19 protein-coding genes and 5 tRNA genes are annotated in these 24,506 nt (G+C 42.0%); 23 read left to right on the top strand and 1 reads right to left on the bottom strand.

The annotated features are described in order from the left end of the window. The first annotated feature begins 52 nt into the window (after window positions 1–52). Complete coding sequence (locus IRJ16_RS11135; RefSeq protein WP_194111605.1) at window positions 53–322, top strand: hypothetical protein; 270 nt, start codon at window positions 53–55, stop codon at window positions 320–322. A 39-nt stretch (window positions 323–361) separates the two neighbouring features. On the opposite strand, the gene IRJ16_RS11130 is transcribed toward IRJ16_RS11135, so the two are convergent. Next, on the bottom strand, window positions 362–1,138 hold the full coding sequence (locus IRJ16_RS11130) for an HNH endonuclease (RefSeq protein WP_194111604.1): 777 nt from the start codon (window positions 1,136–1,138) through the stop codon (window positions 362–364). 282 nt (window positions 1,139–1,420) lie between these two features. On the opposite strand from IRJ16_RS11130, the gene IRJ16_RS11125 reads away from it, so the two are divergent. The 22 genes from IRJ16_RS11125 (at window position 1,421) to rfbH (ending at window position 24,504) form a co-directional block, all read left to right on the top strand. Continuing rightward, a tRNA-Thr gene (locus tag IRJ16_RS11125) sits at window positions 1,421–1,493 on the top strand. Between the two features lie 65 nt (window positions 1,494–1,558). Beyond that, a tRNA-Tyr gene (locus tag IRJ16_RS11120) sits at window positions 1,559–1,639 on the top strand. Between the two features lie 78 nt (window positions 1,640–1,717). Further along, window positions 1,718–1,793, top strand: a tRNA-Gly gene (locus IRJ16_RS11115). A 109-nt stretch (window positions 1,794–1,902) separates the two neighbouring features. Beyond that, window positions 1,903–1,974, top strand: a tRNA-Thr gene (locus tag IRJ16_RS11110). 57 nt (window positions 1,975–2,031) lie between these two features. Further along, entirely contained in the window at window positions 2,032–3,216 is a 1,185-nt protein-coding gene (tuf, locus tag IRJ16_RS11105) for an elongation factor Tu (RefSeq protein ID WP_194111603.1), read from the top strand. 143 nt (window positions 3,217–3,359) lie between these two features. Further along, window positions 3,360–3,430 (top strand) — tRNA-Trp (locus IRJ16_RS11100). Window positions 3,431–3,449: 19 nt separating this feature from the next. Further along, a complete protein-coding gene (gene secE / locus IRJ16_RS11095; RefSeq protein ID WP_194111602.1) occupies window positions 3,450–3,644 on the top strand; it encodes a preprotein translocase subunit SecE in 195 nt (64 codons plus the stop codon). Window positions 3,645–3,655: 11 nt separating this feature from the next. After that, on the top strand, window positions 3,656–4,198 hold the full coding sequence (gene nusG / locus IRJ16_RS11090; RefSeq protein ID WP_194111601.1) for a transcription termination/antitermination protein NusG: 543 nt from the start codon (window positions 3,656–3,658) through the stop codon (window positions 4,196–4,198). 264 nt (window positions 4,199–4,462) lie between these two features. After that, window positions 4,463–4,903 carry a 50S ribosomal protein L11 gene (gene rplK / locus IRJ16_RS11085; protein WP_194111600.1) on the top strand — a complete coding sequence of 147 codons (441 nt, stop codon included), beginning with the start codon at window positions 4,463–4,465 and terminating at the stop codon, window positions 4,901–4,903. 112 nt (window positions 4,904–5,015) lie between these two features. Beyond that, entirely contained in the window at window positions 5,016–5,714 is a 699-nt protein-coding gene (gene rplA, locus IRJ16_RS11080) for a 50S ribosomal protein L1 (protein WP_194111599.1), read from the top strand. A gap of 3 nt (window positions 5,715–5,717) precedes the next feature. Then, window positions 5,718–6,239 (top strand): 50S ribosomal protein L10, encoded by a 522-nt coding sequence (gene rplJ, locus IRJ16_RS11075; RefSeq protein ID WP_194111598.1) that lies wholly within the window; start codon window positions 5,718–5,720, stop codon window positions 6,237–6,239. Between the two features lie 60 nt (window positions 6,240–6,299). Then, window positions 6,300–6,683: a 50S ribosomal protein L7/L12 gene (rplL, locus tag IRJ16_RS11070; RefSeq protein ID WP_194111597.1), complete on the top strand. Its 384-nt coding sequence runs from the start codon at window positions 6,300–6,302 to the stop codon at window positions 6,681–6,683. Between the two features lie 216 nt (window positions 6,684–6,899). Next, the gene (gene rpoB, locus IRJ16_RS11065; protein WP_194111596.1) at window positions 6,900–10,703 is read left to right on the top strand and encodes a DNA-directed RNA polymerase subunit beta; all 3,804 of its coding nucleotides are present in this window, start codon (window positions 6,900–6,902) and stop codon (window positions 10,701–10,703) included. Window positions 10,704–10,847: 144 nt separating this feature from the next. Next, the gene (gene rpoC, locus IRJ16_RS11060; RefSeq protein WP_194111595.1) at window positions 10,848–15,137 is read left to right on the top strand and encodes a DNA-directed RNA polymerase subunit beta'; all 4,290 of its coding nucleotides are present in this window, start codon (window positions 10,848–10,850) and stop codon (window positions 15,135–15,137) included. Window positions 15,138–15,419: 282 nt separating this feature from the next. After that, entirely contained in the window at window positions 15,420–15,731 is a 312-nt protein-coding gene (locus tag IRJ16_RS11055) for a DUF3467 domain-containing protein (RefSeq protein ID WP_194111594.1), read from the top strand. A gap of 439 nt (window positions 15,732–16,170) precedes the next feature. Then, on the top strand, window positions 16,171–16,989 hold the full coding sequence (locus tag IRJ16_RS11050) for a polysaccharide biosynthesis/export family protein (RefSeq protein ID WP_194111593.1): 819 nt from the start codon (window positions 16,171–16,173) through the stop codon (window positions 16,987–16,989). After that, window positions 16,989–19,397 (top strand): GumC family protein, encoded by a 2,409-nt coding sequence (locus tag IRJ16_RS11045; protein WP_194111592.1) that lies wholly within the window; start codon window positions 16,989–16,991, stop codon window positions 19,395–19,397. Before IRJ16_RS11050 ends, IRJ16_RS11045 begins: the two co-directional genes overlap by 1 nt. A gap of 26 nt (window positions 19,398–19,423) precedes the next feature. Continuing rightward, entirely contained in the window at window positions 19,424–20,458 is a 1,035-nt protein-coding gene (locus IRJ16_RS11040) for a ferredoxin--NADP reductase (protein ID WP_194111591.1), read from the top strand. 18 nt (window positions 20,459–20,476) lie between these two features. Then, window positions 20,477–21,247, top strand: a complete 771-nt coding sequence (rfbF, locus tag IRJ16_RS11035; RefSeq protein ID WP_194111590.1) for a glucose-1-phosphate cytidylyltransferase — start codon at window positions 20,477–20,479, stop codon at window positions 21,245–21,247. 28 nt (window positions 21,248–21,275) lie between these two features. Next, window positions 21,276–22,361: a CDP-glucose 4,6-dehydratase gene (gene rfbG, locus IRJ16_RS11030; protein ID WP_194111589.1), complete on the top strand. Its 1,086-nt coding sequence runs from the start codon at window positions 21,276–21,278 to the stop codon at window positions 22,359–22,361. Further along, window positions 22,349–23,230 (top strand): NAD-dependent epimerase/dehydratase family protein, encoded by an 882-nt coding sequence (locus tag IRJ16_RS11025; RefSeq protein WP_194111588.1) that lies wholly within the window; start codon window positions 22,349–22,351, stop codon window positions 23,228–23,230. Before rfbG ends, IRJ16_RS11025 begins: the two co-directional genes overlap by 13 nt. Beyond that, window positions 23,227–24,504: a lipopolysaccharide biosynthesis protein RfbH gene (rfbH, locus tag IRJ16_RS11020; protein ID WP_194111587.1), complete on the top strand. Its 1,278-nt coding sequence runs from the start codon at window positions 23,227–23,229 to the stop codon at window positions 24,502–24,504. The genes IRJ16_RS11025 and rfbH overlap by 4 nt, the downstream gene beginning before the upstream one ends. Window positions 24,505–24,506 lie beyond the last annotated feature (2 nt).

Below are 24,506 nucleotides of genomic sequence, written 5' to 3'. Positions count from 1 at the left end.
ATATGCGACCCGCTAAGTTCAGTCTTAGCGGGTTATTTTTTGTGACTTTTGGTTGTATTTATTTGCCCGCGATCTTGGTTATATTTGTTTTGATATTAAAAGTGCAGTAAAAAACGGTCCGTTAAATGATGCTCAACTGATGGTGTTGAAGGTGGTGAAGGACCAGTATGACGAAAAAGACCCGGAAGATCTGCGTAAACTATTGATCGATTTCAATGATCGTAAAATGCAGGAGCATTTAGATAAGTTCATCGACGAGAAAGGCTATACGGATGCTGGCTTTGAAAAAATGTCGCATGGGCACGGTCGTCAAGCTTGTTAGTTTGGTACATTTCCGCGCATCAATTTTTTAAATTATTTCTTAGGTTCGATTGAGCAGCTTCCTCAGCTCTCCAATAGTCGGTTCGATCCCGCCAATTTTTCTGTGCAGCATGGCATGGCAGTTAGGACACACCGGAATCAGATCCTTTTTGTAATCTACTTTATATCCTTTACCGACCAGGTGGATAGGTATTAGATGATGGACATGAATAAAATCCTTTCCTAATTCTCCATAGATGTTTACGAAGTTAATATCACATACTGAGCAGTTGTATCCATGATGGTCAACACACTTTTTTCTAGCGATCGAACTTCGTTCATACTTGTTTACAGTTACCTGTCTCTTTACACCCTCGAAATCAGTACTTGACTGACTTATGAGTTCCGGGAAAATTTCATATTGTAAGTTATCTGAAAAGTTAGCTTCGAGATATTCAAATAATTGCGAATTGATTTTAACAGGTCCTTGAGGAGACCCATTCAATCCGTTTTGCAAGAGAACTTCTAAGCTAAGATGTGGGCGATAAACCTGTTCAACAAGGTTAAGCCTCATGAATTTACCGTTAATAGATTTATAATATTCATCCAGGTTTCTCCAATATTCTTTGTCGTCTCTTAGGTTAGGATAAGCTAGGTCAATTTTCGTTACTATGCATTTGTACTGAATAGAACTTATTGGCCGCGTTGTGTATATGAAAACCACATCGTCGGGCTTGAAATTTGCTTTTTGTCGCCAATCGATATATGAGTGGTGTTCAAAAGAGCTAGAATGATCGTACATTTCCGGGTTAGCTGAAATGATCCAATTTGTGGGCATATCGATTTAAGTATCTGTAAATATTGGAAATTTCCATGGAGATGGTTGCGAAAATAAGCCATAGACGTTTTTTTCTTAGGGAATTATTCGAAGGCAATTATCCTCTACACTTAATTTCAAACGCAAAACCCTCCAAAATAAGCACTTAAAAAACCTCTTGAAATTATTTGAAAATTTATTTTGCACGGGATATATTTTTCGTAGATTTGCAGTCCATTTCGGGGAGGTCGTTATCACGGCACTGAACTGAAAGGGTGGTTCTTTTACAAAAGGAAAATATAAGCCTCCTTAGCTCAGCTGGTAGAGCAACTGACTTGTAATCAGTAGGTCATTGGTTCGATCCCGATAGGAGGCTCTGTTTATTTCGGAGAAGTGATGTTTAGCTTCAACTTTGGATATTATGGATCCGAAATATACAATGGGGGGATACCAGAGCGGTCAAATGGGGCGGACTGTAAATCCGCTGCTTCGGCTACGAAGGTTCGAATCCTTCTCCCCCCACTTTTTAAGTAAGCAGTTTGCAGTAGGCAGCTGGCAGTAACCTGCTAACGGTCAACTGTAAACTGCGAACTATTTTAAGCGGAAGTAGCTCAGTTGGTAGAGCGATAGCCTTCCAAGCTATAGGTCGAGAGTTCGAACCTCTTCTTCCGCTCCAGTAAATGCGAAGTGCGAAAGGCGAATTTCGAAATGAAGTAAGCCTGTAGTTACGGAAAAGGAAATTTGAATTTTACACTTCGAATTTCGCATTAAAGAAAAGATAATAAGCCGACGTAGCTCAGCGGTAGAGCACTTCCTTGGTAAGGAAGAGGTCGCGGGTTCAAGTCCCGCTGTTGGCTCAAAGTCCCGTAAGGGCATTTGAATAAGAAAATTAACCTACAAAAAATAACAAGATCATGGCAAAAGAAAAATTTGACCGTAGTAAACCGCACTTGAACATCGGTACGATCGGTCACGTTGACCACGGTAAAACTACCCTTACCGCAGCTATCACTAAAGTATTAGCTGACGCTGGTTTATCAGAAGCGCGTTCATTTGATTCAATTGACTCGGCTCCTGAAGAAAAAGAACGTGGTATCACTATCAATACCGCACACGTTGAATACTCAACAGCTAACCGTCACTACGCACACGTTGACTGTCCAGGTCACGCGGATTACGTAAAGAACATGGTTACTGGTGCTGCCCAAATGGACGGTGCGATCATCGTAGTTGCTGCAACTGACGGTCCGATGCCACAAACTCGCGAGCACATCCTTTTGGCTCGTCAGGTAGGTGTACCTTCATTGGTTGTATTCATGAATAAAGTGGATATGGTTGATGATCCTGAATTGTTAGAATTAGTAGAAATGGAGATCCGCGAATTATTATCATTCTACGATTTCCCTGGTGATGATATTCCTGTTATCCAAGGTTCTGCTTTGGGTGGCTTGAACGCTGACCCTCAGTGGGTTGGTAAGATCATGGAGTTGATGGACGCTGTAGATAGCTACATCCCTATCCCTCCACGTTTGACAGACCTTCCTTTCTTGATGCCTGTTGAGGACGTATTCTCGATCACTGGTCGTGGTACAGTTGCAACCGGTCGTATCGAGCGTGGTGTTATCAACTCTGGTGAGCAAGTTGACATCTTAGGTATGGGTGCTGAGAACTTAAAATCGACCGTAACTGGTGTTGAGATGTTCCGCAAGATCCTTGACCGTGGTGAGGCTGGTGATAACGTAGGTTTATTGTTACGTGGTATTGAGAAAACTGATATCCGTCGTGGTATGGTTATTTGCAAACCAGGTTCAGTAAAACCTCACACAGATTTCAAAGCAGAAGTTTACGTATTGTCAAAGGCAGAAGGTGGTCGTCACACTCCGTTCTTTAACAAATACCGTCCACAGTTCTACTTCCGTACCACTGACGTAACCGGCGAGATCAGCTTAGCTGAAGGCGTAGAAATGGTTATGCCTGGTGATAACGTTACCATCACTGTAAAGTTGATCAACGCTATCGCAATGGAAAAAGGTCTGCGTTTCGCTATCCGCGAAGGTGGCCGTACAGTAGGTGCTGGTCAGGTAACTGAAATATTATAGTCCTACTTTTATCCCGCAAGGGAACAAAAGATGGTTAATTTATACACAAAGTACTTAGCCTGAAAAGGTTAAGTACTTTGTTACTATAAAGAGACACAATTTACTACTCAAAGTCCTATTAGGGAAATTAGGGTAATTTATACACGGGAATAGTTCAACGGTAGAATAGAGGTCTCCAAAACCTTTGATCAGGGTTCGAATCCTTGTTCCCGTGCTTTACAAAGCAAATAAAGATGGCTGCACTTGTTGAATACGTAAAAGAATCATACATAGAGTTAACCGAGAAGGTTACCTGGCCTACCTGGCGCGAGTTGCAAAGCAGCGCGGTACTTGTAGTAGTGGCCGCTTTGATCATTGCGATGGTAGTGTTTGGTATGGATTACGTTATCAGCTACATATTAAGGCATTTTTATAGTTCACTTGCTTAATTATTTATAGGATGAGTGAAAATTTAAAATGGTACGTTGTACGGGCCATCAGCGGTAAAGAAAAGAAAGTAAAGCAATACGTAGATGCCGAAGTTAGCCGCTTAGGCATTTCGCACCTTGTACCGCAAGTACTGATCCCGACCGAGAAGTATTACCAAATGCGCGATGGTAAAAAGATCGCAAAAGAGCGTAACTACTTCCCTGGTTATGTATTGATGGAAGCCGCCTTAGATGGTGAGCTGGAGCACATTATTAAGAATATTAATAGTGTTATTGGCTTTTTAGGTGATAAGGCAGGCAATGCTATCCCTTTACGTCAGTCAGAAGTTAACCGCATTTTAGGTAAGGTTGATGAGATGACCAGCCAGGGTGAGACCATGAATGTGCCTTACTACGTTGGCGAGGCTGTTAAAGTTATGGACGGTCCGTTCAATGGCTTTAGCGGTGTGATCGAAGAGGTTAACGAAGAGAAAAAGAAACTGAAAGTAATGGTAAAGATATTCGGCCGCCGTACGCCGCTCGAATTGAATTACATGCAGGTAGAGAAAGAGTAGTTCTCTTTTAGATGTGAGATGTTAGATAGGAGATGTGAGACATCAAATTGAGACATCGGACATTGTTAAACCGGAAATATAGACAAGGGCAGCCGGAAGCTGAAGTTTAAAAACTTTGCTCTTAAGTCTTAAAAGATATAGTTCGAATAAGTTGTGTTAGTACAGAGGTCTCCTATCTCACATCTAATATCTCCTATCTCAAACAAAAGATAAATGTTACATAGCTTCCACTAATAACATTGATTATTAAATAATTAAGTAAAAATGGCAAAAGAAGTCGGTGCAATGGTAAAATTGCAGGTAAAGGGCGGCGCTGCTAATCCATCTCCACCAATTGGCCCTGCATTGGGTGCAAAAGGTGTTAACATTATGGAGTTTTGCAAGCAGTTCAATGCACGTACTCAGGATAAACCTGGTAAAGTGCTTCCGGTGCTTATTACTGTTTATGTAGACAAATCATTTGATTTCATCATCAAAACCCCTCCGGTGGCTATCCAATTATTGGAAGCAACAGGTTTAAAAGGTGGTTCGGCTGAGTCAAACCGTAAAAAGGTAGGCAAAGTTACTTGGGAACAAGTAGAAACTATTGCTAAAGACAAAATGCCTGATCTGAATGCCTTTACAGTAGAGTCGGCCATGAAAATGGTTGCGGGTACTGCGCGCAGCATGGGAATTACCGTTAGCGGTACAGCTCCCTGGAACTAATTGAAGGCGAAACGCGAAAGTTCAAATGCGAAGTGATATCATTTCGAATTTGGCATCCCGCACTTCGAATTCAAAAATTAATTAATTAACAAACACAGATCAGTTTAAGACAGTGGCAAGATTAACAAAAAATCAAAAAGTGGCACTCTCCAAAATTGAGGCTAATAAGTCTTATTCTTTACAGGATGCAACAAGCCTTGTAAAGGATATCACTAACACCAAATTCGACTCATCGGTTGATATCGATGTTCGTTTAGGTGTAGATCCACGTAAAGCCAATCAAATGGTTCGTGGTATCGCAACATTACCTCACGGTACCGGCAAGACCGTACGTGTATTGGTGCTTTGTACTCCGGACAAGGAGCAAGAAGCTAAAGATGCAGGTGCAGATCATGTTGGTTTGGACGAATACATTGCCAAAATTGAAGGCGGATGGACTGATGTTGATATTATCATCACTATGCCAAGTGTGATGGCTAAAGTTGGACGGTTGGGCCGTATTTTGGGTCCGCGTAACTTAATGCCTAACCCTAAATCGGGTACAGTAACTACTGAGGTAGGTAAAGCTGTAACTGAGGTAAAAGCTGGTAAGATCGATTTCAAGGTTGACAAGACCGGTATCATCCACGCTTCGATCGGAAAAGTATCTTTCCCTGCTGATAAGATTTATGAGAACGCATTAGAAATTTTGCAGGTTATCTCTAAGTTAAAACCATCAGCGGCAAAAGGTACATATTTCAAAAGTATCCATATTTCATCAACTATGTCTCCGGGCATCACAGTTGAAACTAAAACAGTAGCGGGGATCTAAGTCATGAATAAAGAACAAAAACACGACCTGGTAATTGCCCTTGCTGAACAAATGAAGGAATATGGTAATTTTTATATTACCGACACTTCAAACCTTACGGTTGCAAAGATCAACAGTATCCGCCGTAAATGTTTCGAGAGTGATATCGTTATTCAGGTAGCAAAAAATAGCTTGATACAAAAAGCTATGGAAGCATCTGAAGGCGATTACACAGCGATCTATGACGTATTGAAAGGTTCTTCATCTATCCTTTTCTCTAAATCAGCAACAGCTCCGGCTAAGCTGATCAAACAACTGAGAAAAGCAGGTAGCGAGAAGCCGATCATCAAAGCAGCATATATCGACTCGGCCATTTTCATTGGTGACAACCAATTGGATACATTGATCAACCTGAAATCGAAAGAGCAGCTGATCGGCGAGGTTATCGGATTATTACAATCTCCTGCTAAAAATGTTGTTTCTGCCCTGCAATCAGGCGGTACCATTTTGGCCGGTGTTGTTAAAACATTACAAGAAAGAGGTTAATTTGTGCACCTCAGTTAAAGCACAACATTAAAATAAAAGCAATTAAAGTAAAAAAATAAAATGGCGGATTTAAAAGCGTTTGCTGATCAGTTAGTAAACTTAACAGTAAAAGAAGTTAACGAGTTAGCTCAGATCTTGAAAGACGAGTATGGTATTGAGCCTGCTGCTGCAGCTGTTGCTGTTGCTGCTGCTCCAGCTGGTGGCGATGACGCTCCTGCTGCTGCTGCTGAGCAAACTGCATTTGACGTTATCCTGAAAGAAGCAGGTGGCTCAAAATTAGCAGTAGTTAAATTGGTTAAAGACTTAACCGGTTTAGGTTTGAAAGAAGCTAAAGACTTAGTTGATGGCGCTCCTAAAGAATTGAAAACTGGCGTTTCTAAAGAAGAAGCTGCTAGCTTGAAACAACAATTAGAAGAAGCTGGCGCTGTTGTTGAGGTTAAGTAATTTAACCCCGCGCAAGCACCTAAAGCATAAAGACCCCGGCCTTAATTGGCTGGGGTCTATTGCCGTTTATAATGTTTTATAGATCTTTAGACATGAGACGTGAGATATGAGATGTGAGATATCACCTGCGAAAGGTGGATCCAATTGTCTCAAATCTCATATCTCAGATCTCATATCTCACAGCATCTACAATAATAGACTTAAAATTATAATCCCTTGGCAAACAAAATCGAACAAAGAGTAAACTTCGCGACCAGCAGGCATGTCATAGACTATCCTGACTTTTTGGACGTGCAGTTGCAATCTTTCAGAGAATTTTTTCAATTAGAGACCACTTCAGACAATCGCCACAAAGAGGGCTTGTTTAAAGTATTCGCTGAGAACTTTCCTATTTCTGACTCAAGGAATATCTTCGTTCTGGAGTTCCTTGATTACTTTATAGATCCGCCACGTTACGATATACAAGAGTGTATCGAGCGCGGATTAACTTACAGCGTTCCATTAAAAGCTAAGTTAAAGCTTTCTTGTAACGACGAGGAGCACGAAGATTTCGAAACTATCGTTCAGGACGTGTACCTGGGTACTATCCCGTACATGACCCCTAAAGGTACTTTTGTGATCAACGGCGCCGAGCGTGTAATTGTATCGCAATTGCACCGTTCGCCGGGTGTGTTCTTTGGTCAAAGCCGTCACACTAACGGTACCAAGTTGTATTCTGCCCGTGTTATCCCGTTCAAAGGATCATGGATAGAGTTCGCGACGGACGTTAACAACGTGATGTATGCTTACATAGACCGTAAAAAGAAATTCCCTGTTACCACGTTATTACGTGCCATTGGTTACGACTCGGACAAAGACATCCTTGAGTTGTTCGAACTGGCCGACGAAGTAAAAGTGAGCAAATCGGGCCTGAAGAAATTCATTGGCCGTAAGCTTGCTGCAAGGGTACTTAAAAAATGGGTAGAGGACTTTGTGGATGAGGATACCGGTGAGGTAGTTTCTATCGACCGTAACGAGATCATCCTGGAGCGCGAGACCGTTTTAGAAGACGACCATATTGACATGATCATTGATGCCGGTGTGAAAACAGTTATCCTGAATAAGGAGGACTCATCTACCAGCGGTGATTATACCATTATATATAATACTTTACAGAAGGATACTTCTAACTCTGAGAAAGAAGCGGTGGAGCACATCTACCGTCAATTACGTAACGCTGAACCACCTGATGAGGAAACCGCTCGTGGTATCATCGATCGTTTGTTCTTCTCGGATAAAAGATATGACCTGGGTGATGTGGGCCGCTACCGCATCAACCGTAAGTTGAAGATGGAAACATCTAACGAGACCAAGGTATTGACCAAGCAAGACATCATTGCAATCGTTAAGTACCTGATCAAGTTGATCAACTCTAAGGCCGAGGTGGATGATATCGATCACTTGTCTAACCGTCGTGTACGTACGGTTGGCGAGCAGTTGTATGCACAGTTCGGTGTTGGTTTGGCCCGTATGGCCCGTACCATCCGCGAGCGTATGAACATCCGTGACAACGAGGTGTTCACACCTACCGATCTGATCAACGCGCGTACGCTGTCATCGGTTATCAACTCGTTCTTCGGTACCAACCAGTTGTCTCAATTTATGGACCAGACCAATCCACTGGCAGAGATCACGCACAAGCGTCGTCTGTCAGCCTTAGGTCCCGGTGGTCTGTCAAGAGAGCGTGCAGGTTTCGAGGTTCGTGACGTTCACTACACCCACTACGGTAGGTTGTGTACTATCGAAACACCGGAAGGCCCGAACATTGGTTTGATATCATCACTTTGCGTTCACGCTAAGATCAACAACTTAGGCTTTATCGAAACTCCGTACAAACGCGTAGTTGATGGTAAGGTTAAGGTTGAAGAAAATGTTATCTACCTGTCGGCAGAGGACGAGGACGGTAAAACTATCGGCCAGGCCAATGCTTACTATGATGATAAAGGTGTATTTGAGAACCCACGTGTAAAAGCACGTTTTGAGGGTGACTTCCCGGTTATCGAGCCAGAAAAGCTGGATTACATGGACGTTGCGCCGAACCAGATCACGTCTATCGCTGCATCACTGATCCCATTCCTGGAGCATGATGACGCTAACCGTGCCTTGATGGGTTCGAACATGCAACGCCAGGCCGTTCCGCTTTTGCGCCCTGAAGCGCCAATTGTAGGTACCGGTCTGGAAGGTCGCGTAGCGAAAGACTCTCGTACCCTGATCAATGCCGAAGGCAATGGTGTGGTTGAGTATGTTGACGCTAACGAGATCAAGATCAGATATGATCGTAACGACCTTGACAGGTTGGTATCATTTGACGGCGACGTTAAATCTTACCGCTTGATCAAGTTCAAAAAGACCAACCAAAGCACTACCATGAACTTGAAACCCATCGTTAAGAAAGGTCAGCGAGTTGAAAAAGGTCAGGTGCTTTGCGAGGGCTACGCGACACAAGATGGCGAGTTAGCCTTGGGTCGTAACTTGAAAGTGGCTTTCATGCCTTGGCAAGGTTACAACTTTGAGGATGCGATCGTTATCTCTGAGCGTGTAGTATCTCAGGATATATTTACATCACTGCACATCGAGGAGTTTGAACTTGAAGTGCGTGATACAAAACGTGGTGAAGAGGAATTGACACCGGATATCCCTAACGTATCGGAAGAAGCCACTAAAGACCTTGACGAGGACGGTATCATCCGTGTTGGTGCAGAGGTTAAAGAAGGCGACATCCTGATCGGTAAGATCACTCCGAAAGGCGAATCTGACCCTTCACCGGAAGAGAAATTGTTACGTGCCATCTTTGGTGACAAAGCGGGTGATGTTAAGGATGCGTCGTTAAAAACCCCTCCTTCTATCGCCGGTGTGGTTATCGATACTAAATTGTTCTCTCGTGCTAAGAAAACTTCTAAAGCCGAAGAGAAAGCAATGATCGAGAAACTGGATGTTAAGCATGATCGTGCTACAAAAGAACTGAAGACCGGATTGGTTGAAAAACTGTTCGAGATCGTTAACGGTAAAACGTCACAAGGTGTATTTAACGTTTATAAAGAACTGCTGGTAGCTAAGGGTGTTAAGTTTACGCAAAAGATCCTTGCTGAGACCCCTTATGAAAACATCAACCCAACAAAATGGACCACTGATGATGATAAGAACGATCAGATCAAGTTGTTGCTGCATAACTACAACATCAAGCTGAACGAAGAGTTAGGCGCTTACCGTCGTGATAAATTTGCGATCAGCGTAGGTGACGAGCTTCCATCAGGTATCGTACAGATGGCTAAGGTTTACATCGCTAAAAAGCGTAAGCTTAAAGTGGGTGATAAAATGGCCGGCCGTCACGGTAACAAAGGTATCGTTGCCCGCATCGTTCGCGATGAGGACATGCCGTTCCTTGAAGATGGTACCCCTGTAGATATCGTGTTGAACCCGCTGGGTGTACCTTCACGTATGAACTTGGGCCAGATCTACGAGACCGTATTAGGTTGGGCAGGTAAAGAGCTGGGTATGAAATTCGCTACTCCTATCTTCGACGGTGCTACGCACGAAGAGGTAGAAGAATGGGTTGCTAAAGCAGGTGTCCCTGAATCGGGCCGTACGTACTTGTACAACGGTTTAACGGGCGATCGCTTTGATCAGCAAACTACTGTAGGTATTATCTACATGCTTAAACTGGGCCACATGGTTGATGATAAGATGCACGCCCGTTCTATCGGACCGTACTCTTTAATTACACAACAACCATTGGGTGGTAAGGCACAATTTGGTGGTCAGCGTTTTGGTGAGATGGAGGTTTGGGCGTTAGAGGCATTTGGTGCTGCTAACATCCTGCAAGAGATCTTGACCGTTAAGTCTGACGACGTTATTGGCCGTGCCAAAACATACGAAGCTATTGTTAAAGGCGAGAACCTGCCTACGCCATCGGTTCCTGAATCATTCAACGTATTGGTTCATGAGTTACGCGGCTTAGGTTTGGATATCACTTTAGAATAAGGTTAAAGGATAAAGGTAAAAGGCGAAAGGGTTTTCTTTCGTCTTTTGCCGATAACCAAACGGCAGGGTGAAAAGCAGGGTAAAACCTTTCACCTTTAGCCTTTCACCTTTTACCCAAAAAGCACCTTTTAGAAAAAAAGAAACATGTCTTACAAAAAGGATAACAAAATAAAGAGCAATTTCACCACCATTACGGTTAGTTTGGCCTCTCCGGAGTCTATCCTGGAGCGTTCGAGCGGTGAGGTTTTGAAACCAGAGACCATCAACTACCGGACCTACAAGCCCGAGCGTGATGGTTTGTTCTGCGAGCGTATCTTCGGTCCGGTTAAAGATTACGAGTGCCATTGCGGTAAGTACAAACGTATCCGTTACAAGGGTATCGTGTGCGATCGTTGCGGTGTAGAAGTGACCGAAAAGAAAGTACGTCGTGAGCGTATGGGCCACATCAATTTGGTGGTGCCTGTTGCGCACATCTGGTATTTCCGCTCGTTGCCTAATAAAATAGGTTACCTGTTAGGTTTGCCTACAAAAAAACTGGATCTGATCATTTATTACGAGCGTTATGTAGTGATACAGCCTGGTATTAAAGAAGCAGATGGTATCAGCAAAATGGACTTCCTTACCGAGGAGGAATACCTGGATGTATTAGATACTTTACCAAAAGAGAACCAATACCTGGACGATAAAGATCCGCAAAAATTTGTGGCCAAAATGGGTGCCGAAGCATTAGAAGAATTGCTTAAACGCCTTGACCTTGACCAACAATCATACGATCTGCGTCATCAGGCAGCTAACGAAACTTCTCAGCAACGTAAAAACGAGGCGTTAAAACGTCTTCAGGTTGTTGAAGCTTTCCGTGATGCACGTACCCGTATCGAGAATAACCCTGAGTGGATGATCGTGAAGATCGTTCCGGTTATACCTCCTGAGTTACGTCCGTTAGTACCACTGGAAGGTGGCCGTTTCGCTACTTCTGATTTAAATGACCTTTACCGTCGTGTGATCATCCGTAACAATCGTTTAAAACGTTTGATCGAGATCAAAGCGCCGGAGGTGATCTTACGTAACGAGAAACGTATGCTTCAAGAAGCTGTCGACTCGTTATTTGACAACTCACGTAAAGTTAACGCGGTTAAAACTGAAGGTAACCGTGCTTTGAAATCACTTTCGGACATCCTGAAAGGTAAACAAGGCCGTTTCCGTCAAAACTTGTTAGGTAAACGTGTGGATTACTCTGCCCGTTCGGTAATCGTTGTAGGTCCTAACTTGAAACTGCACGAGTGCGGTCTGCCAAAAGATATGGCGGCAGAGTTGTTCAAACCGTTTATCATCCGTAAGATGATCGAGCGTGGTGTTGTTAAAACAGTAAAATCAGCCAAAAAGATAGTTGATCGTAAGGACCCGTTGGTTTGGGATATTTTGGAGAACGTACTTAAAGGTCACCCTATCCTCCTTAACCGTGCACCTACGCTACACAGATTGGGTATTCAATCTTTCCAACCAAAATTGGTGGAAGGTAAAGCGATCCAACTGCACCCATTAACTTGTACCGCATTCAACGCCGACTTTGACGGTGACCAGATGGCCGTGCACGTACCACTTGGTAACGCGGCAATTTTGGAAGCCCAGGTATTGATGCTTGCATCGCACAACATCCTTAACCCTGCAAACGGTACCCCAATTACGGTACCATCTCAGGACATGGTTTTGGGTCTTTACTACATTACTAAAGGCCGTAAAACTGATGCTACCCGCGTAGTAAAAGGTGAAAACCTTACTTTCTACTCGGCAGAAGAGGTGATCATCGCATACAACGAGAAGAAACTTGACCTGCATGCCTTTATTAAAGTAAAAGCAACAGTAAAAGAAAAAGATGGCTCCTTAGTAAATAAACTGATCGACACTACTGTAGGTCGCGTACTGTTCAACCAGCACGTGCCTGAAGAGGTTGGTTACATTAACGAACTGTTGACCAAGAAATCACTGCGTGATATCATTGGCGAGGTTGTTAAGAACACCGGTATGGCCCGTGCAGCACAATTCCTTGATGATATTAAGGAGTTAGGTTTCAAGATGGCGTTCCAGGGTGGTCTGTCGTTCAACTTGAAAGACGTTAACATCCCGGCAGAAAAAGTAACGCTGATCGCACAAGCTTCGAAAGAAGTGGAAGAGGTAATGAACAACTATAACATGGGTTTCATTACCAACAACGAGCGTTACAATCAGATCATCGATATCTGGACCCGTATCAACAATAAGTTGACCGCTAACGTAATGGAGATCTTAAGTACAGATAACCAGGGCTTCAACTCTGTTTACATGATGCTTGACTCTGGTGCACGTGGTAGTAAAGAGCAGATCCGTCAGCTTGCAGGTATGCGTGGTTTGATGGCGAAACCTCAAAAATCAGGTTCGGGCGGTGAAATTATCGAGAACCCGATCTTGTCTAACTTTAAAGAAGGTCTGTCGGTATTAGAATACTTTATCTCTACCCACGGTGCCCGTAAAGGTTTGGCGGATACGGCTTTGAAAACGGCCGATGCCGGTTACCTGACCCGTCGTTTACATGACGTTGCGCAGGACATGATCGTTGGCGAAACTGATTGTGGTACATTACGTGGTATATACACAACTGCCCTTAAAGATAACGAGGACATTGTTGAGCCATTATACGATCGTATCTTAGGTCGTACTTCGTTACACGATGTGCATGATCCTTTGACCAATGAATTGTTATTGACCGCAGGTCACGACATTACTGAAGAGATCGCTAAGAGCATCGAGAATTCTCCGCTGGAGGGCATCGAGATACGTTCGGTATTAACTTGCGAGAGCAAACGTGGTGTTTGTGCGCTTTGCTACGGCCGTAACCTGGCCAGCGGTAAACGCGTTCAGGCTGGTGAGGCTGTAGGTGTTATCGCTGCACAGTCTATCGGTGAGCCGGGTACACAGTTAACACTTCGTACCTTCCACGTGGGTGGTACCGCGTCTAACATCGCGGCAGAATCTCAGATCAATGCTAAATACGAAGGTATTATCGAATTTGAGAACGTTCGTACGGTAGAGTTCGAAACTGCTGAAGATGGTAAAGTTGAAGTTGTATTAGGCCGTTCAGGCGAGTTCCGCATTGTGGAGCCTGGTACTAACAAAACTATTGTTACTAATAACATCCCCTACGGTGCATACTTGTACGTTAAGGATGGTGCTAAGATAGAGCGTGGCGACAAGATCTGTTCATGGGATCCGTACAACGCGGTGATCATATCAGAGTTTGCCGGTAAAGTTCAGTTCGACGCCGTATTAGAAGGTGTTACCTTCCGCGAAGAAAGCGACGAACAGACTGGTCACCGCGAGAAAGTGATCATCGATACTCGTGATAAAACTAAGAATCCGTCTATCCAGATCGCCGACAACAAAGGTAATCTGATCAAGGCTTATAATATCCCGGTAGGCGCCCACATTTCGGTTGACGAAGGTGAGAAACTACAAACAGGACAGGTTATTGCTAAGATCCCGCGTTCGACAGGTAAAACCCGAGATATTACAGGTGGTCTGCCACGTGTAACCGAATTGTTCGAGGCACGTAACCCAAGCAACCCTGCTGTAGTTACCGAGATCGACGGTGTGGTAACCTTAGGTGGTGTGAAACGTGGTAACCGCGAGATCACTATCGAATCGCGCGATGGTCAAGTTAAAAAATACCTGGTACCCCTTTCTAAGCACATCCTTGTACAGGATAACGACTTTGTGAAGGCTGGTATGCCATTGTCTGATGGTTCTATCTCTCCTGCCGACATCCTGGCTATTAAAGGCCCTGCTGCCGTGCAAGAGTACCTGCTGAATGGTATCCAAGAGGTTTACCGTTTACAGGGTGTGAAGATCAATGACAAGCACTTTGAGGTGATCGTACACCAGATGATGCAGAAAGTAGCTATCGAGGATCCGGGTGATACCCGTTTCTTAGAGCGCGAAGCTGTAGATAGCTGGGATTTTATGATGGAGAACGACGAGATCTACGACAAGAAAGTTGTTGTAGAGCCGGGCGACTCTAATAACCTGAAACAAGGCCAGATCGTATCGTTACGTAAACTGCGTGATGAGAACTCTATCCTTAAACGTAAGGACCTTAAATTGGTGGAAGTAAGGGATGCTATCCCGGCTACATCAAGCCCGATGTTGCAAGGTATTACCCGTGCATCGTTAGGTACCAAGTCGTTCATCTCGGCAGCATCGTTCCAGGAAACTACCAAGGTACTGAACGAGGCAGCTATAGCCGGTAAGAAAGATAAGATGCTTGGCCTGAAAGAGAACGTGATCGTAGGTCACTTGATCCCATCAGGTACCGGTCTACGTGCTTATGATAACATCCGTGTAGGTTCTCAGGAAGAATTTGACCGCTTGATGGCCTCTAAGAACGAAGAGGTAGAAGCATAATAATTAAAAATTATTGTCTATATTTACAAAACCCTCTATTTATAGAGGGTTTTGTTGTTTAAATGGTATTTGTTTCGTGCTTTAATTGAAAATGTACTAATAGTTAAACAATTCGGTGATTTTTGTGTTTAGGAGTAGCTATAAGCGCGCAGGCTTTGTGTGTTAACTGCAAAAGCTTCCTTTATATCCTGTTTGCCATAGTCCTTAACAATAAAATTATATAAGGCAGAAAACGGTAATCGAAATAAACACGTAAATTAGTCAGGACATTTTTGTTAATACATGGAAGAACAGAATAACGATCAATTGAATATCGAACTATCAGAAGAGGTTGCAGAGGGTGTATACTCAAATCTGGCGATCATAACACACTCAAGTTCAGAGTTCGTAGTAGATTTTATAAGGATGATGCCGGGTGTTCCAAAAGCTAAAGTAAAGTCGCGCATTATATTAACCCCCGAGCATGCAAAGCGCTTGCTAACAGCGCTTGAAGATAATATAGATAAGTTTGAGGCCGCTAACGGCAGGATCACAATGCAAAAAGAACCCTCTAATTTTCTAATGAATTTTGGTGGGGCAGTAGGTGAGGCTTGATCTGTTTAAACTTTTAATTAAAAACCAGCATCCGCAAAGCGGATATTTTTACAATTTATAATCTCGTTATGGATATTCAGAAGAAGAAAGTTAGGCATAGGGGACGGCGGAACAGTTCAAAAAAGAGCATTGATTTTTCTATTATTACTGGTATCGGTTTAGTTATTTTTGGTATAGTGATGAGCCTTTACACACTGGATATGTTCGAGAGTGTAAAGACGATATTTCAAGTTCCTGACTTTAACAGTATGTTGGCATTGTGGCCGATCTTTATTGTAATAATAGGGTTGATTTTTTTGTTGAGGAACTATTTAAAAAAATCCTCGGTACAACAGTGGAATTCAAAAAGATGAATTTTATTTTATTTTTCTTTGTTAAAATGTTAAAAAAAATACCTATTTTTAGCCATATTTTAAAAGGTTTGTCTTAGATAAATGATATGCATAAGATACTATCAAGGTGGTTATTTTTTTTAACGTTCGTTGTTTTACTCAATGTATCCTGTTCTTCTATAAAAAACTATAAGTATTTCGGGGACCTTTCTGATACTGCCAAAATCACTAAAATAGTTAATGGTTTGTATCAGGAGCCTAAGATCCAAATAGACGATATTCTTTATATTTCGATACAGACTCTGGATAGAGCATCCTCTGCTGCTATCAACGAGGCGAACGGCCAGGTTGCAGGGGGGGTGTCTTCATCATTTCAATCTGCTAACATCCTTTCTGGGAATACTGCTAATTCTTATGGTTACTTAGTGGATAAAAAAGGAAACGTGCATATTCCTGTTTTGGGCCAAGTTAGTTTGGTTGGGTTGACAACTACTGAAGCGAGAGAAAAGGTTGAACAGCAGGCGGTGTTGTTCTACAAATCACCATCGGTTGTTCTAAGGTTCGCGAATTTTAAGATAACCGTTTTGGGTGAAGTGCAGCGTCCCGGAAGTTATGTTATGCCTAATGAAAAGGTTACTCTGCTGGATGCTATTGGGTATGCAGGTGACTTGACTATATATGGTAAGCGAAACAATGTGTTGTTGATCCGTCGCGCTAGTGATGGTTCGGTAAATGCCATACGTTTCGACTTGAATAATTCCGAAGTATTTAGGTCTCCTTATTTTTATTTGCAGCAAAATGATGAGATCTATGTTGAACCGCTTAAGGCTAAGGTTGCAAGTAGCGACGCTTCGCAGACAAGAAATATCTCCATCTTTACTGCGGTATTATCATTGGTCATTATTTTAGTAACACGAATCAATTAATGTCGGATAAAAAAAATCAAGCTACGGATCCGCTGGATCCGGTCAGTGCACAGGACTCTATTGACCTGAAAATCTATATAGATAAAATCATTGCTAACTGGTATCTGTTCTTGTTGAGCGTGGTATTGTGTTCATTTCTTGCAGTCGTTTATCTTAAACTATCACCTATTAGTTATAAAGTAAACGGAAAAATACTGGTTTTAGACGAAAAAGGGAATAATGGCCCCAAGGGGCTATTGGGTGGGGATCTTTCTTCATTGTTGGGTACCTCTAATAGTGCAGAGAACGAGATCGAGATCTTAACCTCTCGCCCGTTAATGAAGAGTGTAGTATCTAAACTTGATCTTAATATTTCTGTGGGAGCTAATGGTGCATTTAGGTCCTTGGAGATACCTGAGCGGATCATACCTTTCACGGCGGCTATCGTTCATAAAACGGATACTATAGTACCGCGCGCTTATAAAATATTAGACGTTACCGAAACTGATTTTACTTTAGTTAATCCTGCAGATGATTTTAAGGTTAAAGCGAAGTTTGGCCAAGTAGTAAAGTTGCCTCAGTATGATCTTGTTTTAAATCGTAAAAAGGGGTACATCATATTACCTGACGGATATACGTTACTTATTGAATCTGTTGACGGGAAGACCGATGCGTTGCTTGGGCAGCTTTCGGTAGGGCTATCCAGTAAACAAAGTACAGTTATAAATCTTTCTCTTAATTATCCGGTGCCATCTACTGGAGAGGTTATTCTACAAACCTTTATGGATTTTTATCTTAAGGCCAACTTGAATGATAAAAATAAGATCGCGGATAGTACATTAAAGTTCATAGACTCTCAGTTGAAATTGGTCACTTCGGATCTGTTTGATATTGAAAAGCAGATCGAACAATACAAGAAAGAGAATCAATTGGCAGATATAACGGAGCAATCAAGGGTATTAATAGGCACAGCTAGTGATTATTTTAAGAAACTTGATGAGTTGGAGATGCAACTTACAGTTATAGAGGACGTAGCAAGGTACATTCGGTCCCCGGCTAACAAGCGTATCATTCCGAGTAATTTAACTATTCAGGATCCTGTATTTTCAGCCGCAATTGGTGCTTATAATACTATGCTAATAGAAAGAGACAGGCAAAGTTTAACTTATACCGCGGATAACCCTATCGTAAAGAATTTTGACGAGCAATTGGATAACGTTCGTATCGGGTTGTTAAAGAGTTTTGATGAGTATAAGCGAAATTTGGTCATTAGTAAAAATGAGCTGGTAAAACGGAATTCGACTTTAACCAGTGAATTAAAACAGGTTCCCAAAAAAGAGAGACAATTTTTGGACTATTCAAGACAGCAATCTGTTAGGCAGCAGTTGTATATATTTTTGCTTGAAAAGAAAGAGGAAACAGCGATAAGTAAAACTTCAACATTTTCAACATCACAGATTATCGATCCTGCAAAAAGTGCAGCTTCTCCTTTCGCGCCTAAGCGCAACCTGATTTATTTGGTTGGCATTGCAATGGGGCTTTTCCTTCCAGTAGTATATTTGAGTATTAAGGAAATGCTCAATGTAAGGGTAGTCACTAAGCTTGATCTTACAAATGCAACAAACTTAGCCGTGGTTGGCGAGATCAATCACAATGAGGACGAAAAGAGTTTGGTTATTGATAACAAAAGCAGGTCAATAATTTCAGAACAGTTTAGAAGCTTACGAACGAACTTACAATATTTATCAAACTCAGATCGCTCTAATGTTATCATGGTAACGTCGAGTATGAGCGGCGAGGGCAAATCATTTATATCAGTCAACCTAGGCCTGGTACTTGCCGCTGGTGGAAAGAAGGTAGTATTTATTGAGTTGGACTTAAGGAAACCCAAATTGTCTTTAAACATGGGTATGAGTAATGAGTCTGGTTTTACTAACTATGTAATTTCTGATAAAGTTTCTATCGAGTCTATATTGAAACCATTATATGTTAACGATGGCACATTTCTGATCTCGTCTGGACCTATTCCTCCTAACCCTGCCGAGTTACTTTTAAATGAGAAATTAGGCATCCTGATCAACGAACTGAAAAAGAAGTTCGATTATGTTATCATAGATAGCGCGCCGGTGGGTTTGGTTTCTGATGCATTGCTGATCGAGCAATATGTCGATGTCACTTTATATATCGTTCGTCAAAATTATACTTATAAGTCTCAGTTGGGTATTGTAAATGAACTTGCCCAAACAAAAAAATTGAAGAAGACCTATATCGTTGTTAACGATATCCAATCAAATGCCATGGGATATGGTTACGGCTATGGTTATGGCTACGGCTATGGTTATGGCTACGGAAGTTATGGCGGTTATTTGGATACCAAGTCTAATAAAAAGGGCTTTTTCTCTAAATTATTTAACAGACAAGATAAATAGAACGATGCCATTTATCTTGATTTGATATGATCACATACGGTTTAAAAGTTGTTGAAAAAGTAAAAGAGACCGATGATGCAGTTACTATATGTTTTAAACAACCGGGTTTAAAAAAAATTGCATATCAGGCCGGCCAATACCTTACTGTTATATTTAGAATAAATGGTAGACGGTATATCAGACCTTATTCGTTTTCTTCTGCTCCTGGCATAGATGCTACCTTGAATATAACTGTAAAGCGGGTTTTGCAGGGAGTGGTATCGAATCATATAGTTGATAAGGTAGAAGTTGGTGATACGATAGAGGTAATGCCCCCAATGGGCGACTTTGTAATTGACCGCGACAATTTTAATAATACTAACCATGTTGTGTTGTGGGGAGTAGGTAGCGGGGTAACTCCGTTGATGTCTATAGCCAAATTCGTTTTAGGGAATTATAGTAACCATGTTACTTTAGTTTATGGTAATCGTAGTCATGAAAGCACAATATTTGTGTCTCAAATAGAGCAGCTTAAACAGCAGTACAGCAATTTTACGCTTTGGAATTTTCATACAAAATTAAGGGTAAATGCAACTAATACATATTTGGTAGAAGGGCGGATACAGCCAGCCAAAGTGCTTGCTGTTTTAAATGAAGTTGATCAGCTTAAGCATTCAGTTCATTACGTATGTGGTCCGTTGGGTTTGAAAGAGTCTGTTAAAGACGAACTTATAAAGTTTGATGTAGATCCCTCGCATATTCACTCGGAAGATTTTGAGATCGTAAAAGATCCGAAGGATTTTGAAGACGTTATTACCTGTACTGTAGAGATCATTAGCGATAGAGTTTCAACGCAGGTGGAGGTAATTAAAGGAAAAAGCATTCTCGAAGCAGGTTTGGATGCCGGGATAGAGTTACCTTATTCTTGCCAGACCGGTAGTTGCCTTATTTGTAAAGGTAAAGTTGTTGCCGGAGATGTTAAAACCATAGGTATAACGCATCGGCCTGATAAACTTTTACCAGGCGAGCAATTATTGTGCTGTACCTATCCCTTATCAGAAGGTATTAAAGTTGAATCATAAATCTTAAAATAATTTAATATGAAAGTTGTGTTACTTGCCGGGGGCTTAGGTACCCGATTATCTGAAGAAACGGTTTTAAAGCCGAAGCCAATGGTAGAGATCGGTGGGATGCCTATCCTATGGCATATCATGAAAATTTATTCGTCATACGGATATAATGATTTCATCATTTGTTTAGGCTACAAGGGTTATGTTATAAAAGAATATTTCGCTAATTATTTTTTGCACAAATCTGATGTCACTATCGATCTTAAAGATAACTCTATAAAAGTTCATGATTCGCAAGCCGAGCCTTGGACGATCACATTAGTAGATACGGGTAATGAGTCAATGACTGGTGGTCGTATAAAAAGAATTAAGGAACATGTTGGCAATGAGGCATTTATGTTGACTTATGGCGATGGTGTTGGCAATGTTAACATTTCTAATTTAGTAGATGCTCATAAAGCTGCGGGCAAATATTGCACTGTTACGTCAGTGCAGCCGTCAGGCCGTTTTGGAGCGTTAAATATCGGCGAGGATGGCTCGGTGCATTCTTTTACCGAAAAGCCAAAGGGCGACGGCGCGTGGATAAACGGAGGCTTTTTTGTTTGCGAACCGCAGGTGTTCGATTACATAGAGGGAGATAAAACGATCTGGGAGCGTGAGCCTATGGAAAAAATTGCAGAAGAGGGCCAAATGATGTCATTTAAACACGAGGGCTTTTGGAAGCCAATGGATACATTACGCGATAAGCAAGAGTTGGAAGAAGATTGGGTGCAAGATAAGGCTAAGTGGAAAAATTGGTAATATTCAAATAATATATAAAAAAAATATTATGAGCTTTGGGAATTGCTATAAAGGAAAGAAAGTACTGCTTACAGGCCATACTGGTTTTAAAGGATCATGGATGGCGATCTGGTTAAAGCAGCTTGGCGCTGATGTATATGGATTTGCGCTCGCTCCGACATCTGATCTGGATAATTTTGTTACTTGTGGCCTTGAGAACGAGATACACCATCAGGAGGGCGACGTAAGAGATGCTAAAGCACTGGCAAGCTATTTTGCTAAAGTGCAACCCGATATAGCTTTTCATTTGGCGGCACAACCATTAGTTTTGTTATCTTATCAAGATCCAGTAGGTACTTTCGAGACGAACTTGATGGGCGTGATCAATTTTTTTGAAGCTGTCAGGCACACACCGTCGGTCAAGGTCGCGATCAATGTCACCAGTGATAAATGTTACGATAATAAAGAATGGGTATGGGGTTATCGGGAGAATGATCCCATGGGAGGTAAGGATCCTTATAGTGCATCTAAAGGTTGCGCTGAACTTATCACCAGTTCATATATTCATTCTTATTTCAGCAATTCCGGATGCCATGTTGCATCTGCACGTGCGGGTAACGTTATCGGCGGCGGAGATTGGGCCAAAGATCGTATCGTACCCGATTATTTCAGAGCGGCAAAAGCGGGCGAGAAATTAACTATCCGAAACCCTTATGCAACACGTCCTTGGCAACATGTATTGGAGCCCCTAAGCGGCTATCTTAATTTAGGAGCATCAATGTATAACGAGGGAATAGAATATAGCGGAGGATGGAATTTTGGCCCAGAAGATACGGCTAACTATTCGGTTAAACAATTGATCGATAAAATGCTGTTGATCGACCCGAACGGTGGTTATACGATCCCTGCGGATACCGTTAAACCCCATGAGGCTCATCTTTTGAAATTAGATATATCTAAGGCAGTAAATCAACTTGATTGGAGACCAGCTTTGAGTTTTGATGAAACAGTCGAGTTTACGGTTGGAGGCTACAATGATGATCTGAAAGGCCAAGACATATTAAATAAACGTGTTGAACAGATCGTATCTTATACCGCCAAAGCTTCGAAAAAAGGAATAGAATGGGCACAGTAAAAACCATATTATTAACAGGTGCTACTGGTTATTTAGGCAGCAAGTTGGCCGAAGCCTTAGTAAATAGCTCTTATAATTTGGTAATATTAAAAAGATCGACGTCAAATATCAAACGTTTGATGCCTATAGAAAGAAAGTTCAGGTCTTACGATCTTGATGCGAACGGTCTTGATAGGGCATTTGCCGAAAATCAAATAGATTGCGTGCTACATACAGCGGCCTCTTACGGTCGTAAGGGTGAAAGTTTATCTGATATATATCAAGCTAACTTGGTTTTTCCGGTAAGCTTGTTGGATAAATGTATAGCTTACGGCATTAAGTATTTTTTAAATACAGGCACATCCCTGCCACCATCATTAAATACCTATGCTTTATCAAAGGGCCAATTTGTAAATTTACTAGAACAGCAACCGGAAGTAAAAACCACTAATGTCGAGCTGCAATACTTTTATGGTCCGGGCGATGATAACACAAAATTTATTACATTTATATTAAATAAGATACTCTCTGGTGCAGCGGATATCGATCTGTCCGAGGGTACGCAGTACCGCGATTTTATTTATATCGAAGATGTTGTTAGCGCTTATTTACTGTTGCTGGAAAAACTACCAACTCAGGAAGATCAGTTCATAAATGTGCCGCTTGGTTCTGGCCAACCCAATACGTTAAGAAACGTAGTAGAAAAGATCAAGACCCATGCTAATAGTGATATTGATCTAAAATTTGGCGCTGTTGCAATGCGTAAGGGCGATGTGATGTATGCTAAAGCTGATACGCAGTTATTAACAGATTTTGGCTGGCAGCCAAAATTCGATATTGATTCGGGATTAATAAAAACGATTAACAAAGAAAAATCATTAATAATATGATAACCATCAACGATCAAGAGATCAAATTAAAAACCTTTAAAAGAAGCATTCCGGGGGTAGATTATATACCGGTTACAGGTAAAATTATCGAAGAAGATGATCTTCTGTTGGGTATAGAAGCTGTTGCCGATGGATGGTTGACCGCTGGTCGCTTTTCCAATGACTTTGAAAGAGAATTTGCTCAATATTTTGGCGCTTTCAGATCATTACTTGTAAACTCTGGTTCATCAGCTAACCTAGTGGCCTTTTACGCATTAACTTCGCCAAAGCTTGGGGATCGGGCTATCAAGCCGGGCGATGAGGTTATTACCGTAGCCGCCGGTTTCCCTACTACAGTTAACCCGATCGTGCAATTTGGCGCTATACCTGTATTTATTGATGTAGATGTAGCTACGCACAACGTAAAGGCTGATCTGATAGAGCAGGCGGTGTCGCCAAAAACAAAAGCTATTATGATAGCCCACTCGCTTGGTAACCCGTTTGATCTGGATGAGGTAATGCGAGTGGCAAAGAAATATAACCTTTGGGTAGTAGAGGATGATTGCGATTCTTTAGGTGCAACTTACAAAGGAAAGAAAACAGGTACGTTCGGCGATATTGCAACATTTTCGTTTTACCCGGCTCACCATATCACCATGGGCGAAGGTGGGGCTGTATTGATCAATAACCCTGTATTAAGTAAAATTGCCGAAAGTTTCCGTGATTGGGGTCGTGATTGTTATTGCGAACCTGGTAAAGATAACACCTGCGCATGTAGATTTTCGCAGCAATTAGGTACACTGCCTTATGGTTACGATCACAAATACACTTATTCGCACATTGGGTTTAACTTAAAAGTTACTGATATGCAAGCTGCCATTGGCCTTTCGCAATTGCGGAAAGTAGATCGGTTCGTAGAGAAGAGAAAGCAAAATTATGCTGCTTTATATGAGCGCATGAAGGAGTTTGAAGAGGTATTTATATTGCCTGAACCTACTCCAGATTCGGACCCGTCATGGTTTGGATTTTTGATGACCCTGCGTGATGGGGACGCAAGTGACAGGCATATGTTGGTGCAGCACTTGGAGGATAAGAAAATAGGTACACGTTTGTTGTTTGCCGGTAACTTGTTGCGTCAGCCCGCTTATACAGATGTCGAACATCGGATAGTAGGTGATCTGACCAATACTGACATTATTATGAATCAGTCATTTTGGTTAGGCGTTTGGCCTGGATTAGACGAGGAACATTACGATTACATAGCCAACGTAATTAGGGATTATATCAACTCTTAAAG

It is taken from the genome of Mucilaginibacter myungsuensis (genome assembly GCF_015222005.1).
GTDB lineage: Bacteria > Bacteroidota > Bacteroidia > Sphingobacteriales > Sphingobacteriaceae > Mucilaginibacter > Mucilaginibacter myungsuensis.
This window is presented reverse-complemented; position numbering and strand designations above follow the sequence as displayed.